This is a genomic window from Microcystis sp. M53603_WE2, from assembly GCF_030065435.1.
Genome location: NZ_JASJFF010000588.1, coordinates 1 through 5,243, shown reverse-complemented (window position 1 = coordinate 5,243; position 5,243 = coordinate 1). Strand labels below are relative to the sequence as shown.

General features: G+C 42.0%; 6 protein-coding genes and 1 pseudogene. All 7 read left to right on the top strand.

Annotation, left to right across the window (positions count from 1 at the left end; all coding sequences use genetic code 11):
- Nucleotides 1-331 precede the first annotated feature (331 nt).
- The gene (locus tag PX481_RS12425) at nt 332-589 is read left to right on the top strand and encodes a hypothetical protein (RefSeq protein ID WP_079209336.1); all 258 of its coding nucleotides are present in this window, start codon (nt 332-334) and stop codon (nt 587-589) included.
- Nucleotides 590-656: 67 nt separating this feature from the next.
- Nucleotides 657-953: pseudogene (locus tag PX481_RS12420) on the top strand (AvaI/BsoBI family type II restriction endonuclease); the annotation flags it as partial.
- Nucleotides 954-1,193: 240 nt separating this feature from the next.
- Nucleotides 1,194-1,562 carry a SpoIIAA family protein gene (locus PX481_RS12415; RefSeq protein WP_288094666.1) on the top strand — a complete coding sequence of 123 codons (369 nt, stop codon included), beginning with the start codon at nt 1,194-1,196 and terminating at the stop codon, nt 1,560-1,562.
- A 61-nt stretch (nt 1,563-1,623) separates the two neighbouring features.
- On the top strand, nt 1,624-1,917 hold the full coding sequence (locus tag PX481_RS12410) for a hypothetical protein (RefSeq protein WP_002759693.1): 294 nt from the start codon (nt 1,624-1,626) through the stop codon (nt 1,915-1,917).
- A 351-nt stretch (nt 1,918-2,268) separates the two neighbouring features.
- The gene (locus PX481_RS12405) at nt 2,269-3,462 is read left to right on the top strand and encodes a lipase family protein (RefSeq protein ID WP_002759692.1); all 1,194 of its coding nucleotides are present in this window, start codon (nt 2,269-2,271) and stop codon (nt 3,460-3,462) included.
- A gap of 42 nt (nt 3,463-3,504) precedes the next feature.
- The gene (locus tag PX481_RS12400) at nt 3,505-4,284 is read left to right on the top strand and encodes an HAD family hydrolase (RefSeq protein ID WP_012267643.1); all 780 of its coding nucleotides are present in this window, start codon (nt 3,505-3,507) and stop codon (nt 4,282-4,284) included.
- A gap of 86 nt (nt 4,285-4,370) precedes the next feature.
- The coding region (gene trxB / locus PX481_RS12395; protein ID WP_288094665.1) for a thioredoxin-disulfide reductase at nt 4,371-5,243 on the top strand (873 nt) is incomplete at its 3' end.

Sequence of the window (5,243 nt, the reverse complement as noted above, 5' to 3'; positions counted from 1 at the left end):
TAAATATACTCAAAAAAGCTACGATAGGGCATATCGGAAGCTGGTCGTTAGACCTAAACGCTTGGGGAGATTTAAGCTCTATTTTGGTTGGTAGAAATACCTGCTAAGACAACTTGAGTCAGTGAACCAAGAATCCCTCGCTTTTAGCGACGGGAGTGTCAAAAACCTTACATCGAAGACCAACGCTCTGAGCAGCCAGAGCAATATCGGATTGTTGGCTTTGCGGGCGGAACGTTAACAACATTCATCGTAGAATACAGAGTCGATGAAGTCGGTGATTACATTTGGGTTGTCACCGCTTGGAAATCAACTAAACAGGAGCGCAAAAGCTATGAGGAAACAGTCAACTGAAATTAAAGATATTGAGGAAATTGCTCAACAAGCACATCTAGGGAAAGATGTCTCTGAGCATTTCACAGGTAATTTTCAGGTTAAGCAACAGATTAATCTTGATTTTCCCCCGGAATTACTACGAAGCATAGATGTAGAGTGTCAATTGCAGAACATGAATCGTCAGGATTGGATCAAGATGGTTTGCGTTGAAAAACTCCGTGCAATTCAATCTAGCAGAATAGCCAATACTGTTTAGTGGGGTCAAAGTATCCTACGCTACAATTTAATAAATCTTTACATTCCTCTCCCTAGCTTAGGGATTGAAACAAACCTTACAATCTCCTGATTTATACATTGCTTTGGGAGAATTGAAAGGTGGGATTGATCCCGCTCGAGCAGATGAACATTGGAAAACTGCTCGTACTGCTTTGCAGAGAATTGATGATGCTTTTAGAAAAATCTCTAAGCATCCTTATACTTTTTTTATCGGCGCTGCTATTGAAACAAAAATGGCTAGGGAAATTTATCAGCAATTAGAGACGAAAAAACTCACCAATGCCGCTAACTTAACCAATGATAATCAACTGGTTTCAATTATGCGTTGGCTATGCCATCTTTAACCTAGTTAACATCTAGAACATTACCCCTCAAATAAAGTCCAGTTGGGTTGGTTAGCAATGCATAAACCACCCAATTCTGATTAGATGGCAAGAAGAATTAACCAGCCTAATCTTCGTGTCTTTGTGTCTTTGTGTCTTTGTGGTTATTCTCTGCGATCGCTTATTGATTTTGCCTCAATCTTTGTCCCACTATTTGTGATAGTATATAGTTAGACTTCGACCATTTGGGAGAGGCAAACTATGATAGAGTATAATTTAGATGCCGCGCATAGCATTCTGTATATGCAACCTACATCTGCACTTGCGGCGGAAGATTTCATCAAGATTGCGGAGGCAGTGGACCCCCACATTGAAGCCACTGGTGGCCTTGCTGGCGTAATCATCGAAGTTCCCACGTTCACTGGTTGGGAGAGTTTTGGTGCCTTGGTTGCTCATTTCCGGCTGATACGCGACCATCACAAGTACGTCAGTAAGGTTGCAGTGGTGACTGATTCCACTCTGGTTAAACTGATTGAAAGTCTGGCTTCCCACTTTGTCGCCGCTGAAGTCAGGCAGTTCCCATGGGGGGAAACTGAGGTGGCGAACCAATGGATCTTGGGCGGCTCCTGATTCCCTTGCAGTACAATAGACATTTCCAGAAATTAACCTCAATCTAGCCTGAATTTTGGAGGTGTCTAATACACGGTTAGACCGAACCGCTGGTCCCCTAGGAGATATACTTGATCTGGATTCTTCGAGTTCTGCAATATCCGGGATTGGGGTTTTAACTTCTAGTCTGGTTTCTGGTACAAACTACTACCTTTCTGGTAGCTACAGTGGTAATGTCTTCACCATCAGCACCGATGGTAGTAGCTTAGATGCACTGATTATTCAAGGTGCTGAGGCTGCTTTTTCAAGCAACGCTTCCTCGGTTCTTTTGAGATTGGTTAATAGTAATAATCTGGTGGCAGGTAACTTTATTTAACTTCATCGGGGAGATGAAGTGGGCCCTGAGAGTGAGTTAGCAATGCGTAACCCACCGCCATGATTCTGGGCAGTGCCAAATTGCTGTGTTAGAGTGATAAATACTAGGAATAATCGGTAAATCTTCCAAAGATATCTACTATTTTTGTGTAAAAGTAGTAGAAACTATGGGATTATCCTCAGAGGATTGGTCAGTGGAGAGAGAACCTAAATAATCACTCCACCATCTCTTGACAAATGACCTTAATTGTGCATTACTATATCTCGCTCCATCCTGATATTTTTCTGAAGCTAGAAGGGTATATTAAGAAGGTGAGAGATTCCGATCAACGCCTATTGAGATAAATCTATTATGCTGATTTACTTTATTCATGGAGTGGCCACAAGAGATGCTAGTTATGCCAATAAATTAATCAAACTAATTGAAGAAGAATGTAAACGCAAAAATCTGGCGATTCCCTACTGTTATGCAGGATTTTGGGGAAATGTCCTCAAAGGAACCGAAAAATTATGGCGAGATATCGAGCAAGAATTACAGACACAAAAACAGAAAAATATTAATTTTAACCCCGAGCAATCCTTTCGCTATCAAAATTTTAGAAAAGAGTATTTATCTTATTTTATTGGTGACGCATTTAGCTATTTAGGCAGCGATCGAGGAAACCAAATTCGCCGCATTATTGCCGACCAATTAATCGATCTTGTTCAAGCTTATCCCCAGGAAACCGAATTACATATAGTTGCCCATTCTTTGGGTACTGTAATCCTTTGGGATCTGTTATTTTCCGAGCGTTTTGACCCTCAGGATCCCGCTCACAAAATTCGTGATCTTATCGGTAAAGAACGGGGCAAACTTTCCCTATCTACTGTAACAACAATGGGTTCACCGATCCCATTTTTAAATCTAACTCTAGGCATTGATACTAATCAAATTGAAAAATTTATTACCCAGCATCAAGGCCAGCGTTTGCTCTGGAATAATCTGATCAATTCCTCCGATATTATCGCTTATCCAATTCGTCCTCTTTTTGATTCTATAACCGATGTATCCAAGATTTTAATGAGCGATTATTATCTAGAAGCGACTGGCAATATTTTTGATTCTGTAGAAATTGCTGCCGTAGTCTTGAATTCCCTTAATGCTCATACCTATTACCTAGCATCAGATAAAGTGGCCAAAAATATCGTAGAGACAATTTATTTTAATCAGCAGGATTATAATCATGGCGATAGTTACAGTCATAACACTTGTGTTGATCTTGCCATAGAAAGAATAGCTAAAATATCTGGAGTGACTAAAGATCTGGTAAAAATGAAACCTCTAAAAGAAAAAATATTACTAGAAGGTAAATTTAAAGATGCCAGTGGTTATATTTATTTAAGCTCAGATTTATATCGTGTTCATCATGTTTATATACAGGACAATCACCAAAATATCGTATATGCTGTATATGTGGGCTGGATTCATGTAGAGGGATTGAAAAATTCTGTCACCGAAATCATCAGACAGCTATGTTATGTCAACGATGAAGCAAAGAATAGCTAATAGCTGCGCTATACTGCCATTATTGAGATTAAACCAGCATTTATGAGTCAATCCCCCCGCATTCTAGCACTGGATTTTGATGGTGTTCTTTGTGATGGCATGATCGAGTATTTTCAGATTAGCAAACGCACCTATGAAACCCTTTGGCCGGAAATAATTCCCGAGGATTTTTTCCCTAGTTTTTCGCAACTTCGTCCCGTTATCGAAACCGGTTGGGAAATGCCTTTACTGTTGCGATCGCTTGTTCTCGGTATTCCCGACGGGGAAGCTTTAAATAATTGGCCGTCAATTCGGCAAAATCTGCTAGAAAGGGAGAAAATAGCGAAAAAAGTTCTCTCAAATGCCCTCGATGGTCTTAGGGATCGATGGATTGAGTCGGATCTAGAGTCTTGGTTAGCCTTACATCAATTTTATCAACCCGCGATCGATCGCCTGGCCTCTCTTTTAGACTCGGATTTTTTGGTTTATATTATCACTACAAAAGAAAGCCGTTTTGTCAAGCAATTGTTACAAAAAGTAGCAATTAATTTTCCGGCAGCGAGATTAATTGGCAAGGAAATTAAACAGCCGAAATACCTGACTATTCAGCAAATACTGGCTGATTTACCGGAATCCCCCGCTAATTTGTGGTTTGTCGAGGATCGTCTCGATGCGTTGGAATTAGTACAGCAACAAGCAGATTTAAACGATGTGGGCTTATATTTAGCCGATTGGGGATATAATACGGCTCAAATGCGCCAAAAAGTTGCTCAAGATACCCGTATTAAGCTGTTATCCCTAGCTCAATTTGCGGCAGACTTTACCCACTGGCAGAGTCGGTGACGAGGAATATGACACTGATAACTGATAACTGATAACTGATGCTGCTATACTAAAAAGCGTAGTCGTTATGAGTTGCATTTACGGTTATGACTGTCGAGAATTTAGTCATTATTGGTTCGGGACCCGCGGGATATACGGCGGCGATTTATGCGGCGCGTGCGAACTTAAAACCCTTGATGTTTGAGGGTTTCCAAGCGGGAGGCATTCCGGGGGGACAATTGATGACCACCACAGAAGTAGAAAATTTCCCCGGTTTTCCCGAAGGAATCACCGGTCCGAAGCTGATGGAAAGAATGAAGGAACAGGCCGAAAGATGGGGGACCCAATGCTATACCGAAGATGTTATCTCGGTGGATTTAAGTCAGCGTCCTTTTACCATTCGTTCCACGGACCGGGAAGTTAAGGCCAATAGTATTATTATCGCCACGGGAGCCACTGCCAAACGCTTAGGATTACCCAGCGAGGCCCAATTCTGGAGTAACGGGATTTCCGCTTGTGCTATCTGTGACGGTGCTACACCGATATTTAGAGAGGAAAACCTCGCTGTGATTGGTGGCGGTGACTCGGCGGCAGAAGAAGCCGTATATTTAACTAAATACGGCTCTCACGTCCATTTATTGATACGCGGGGAAGCGATGCGTGCCTCGAAAGCAATGCAGGACCGGGTGTTAAATAATCCGAAAGTTACCGTTCATTTTCACACCCAAGCACTGGATGTGTTCGGTACAGACAGTAAAATGGCAGGACTACGCATTAAAAACTCGCAAACGGGAGAAATCAGGGAATTAGCCGTTAGAGGGTTATTTTATGCCATCGGTCACACTCCCAATACTTCCCTATTCCAAGGACAACTAGAATTAGACGAGGTGGGTTATGTGAAAGTCAAACCGGGGACCGTTGCTACCAGCGTCGAGGGGGTTTTTGCCGCAGGAGACGTGCAGGACCACGAATACCGTCAG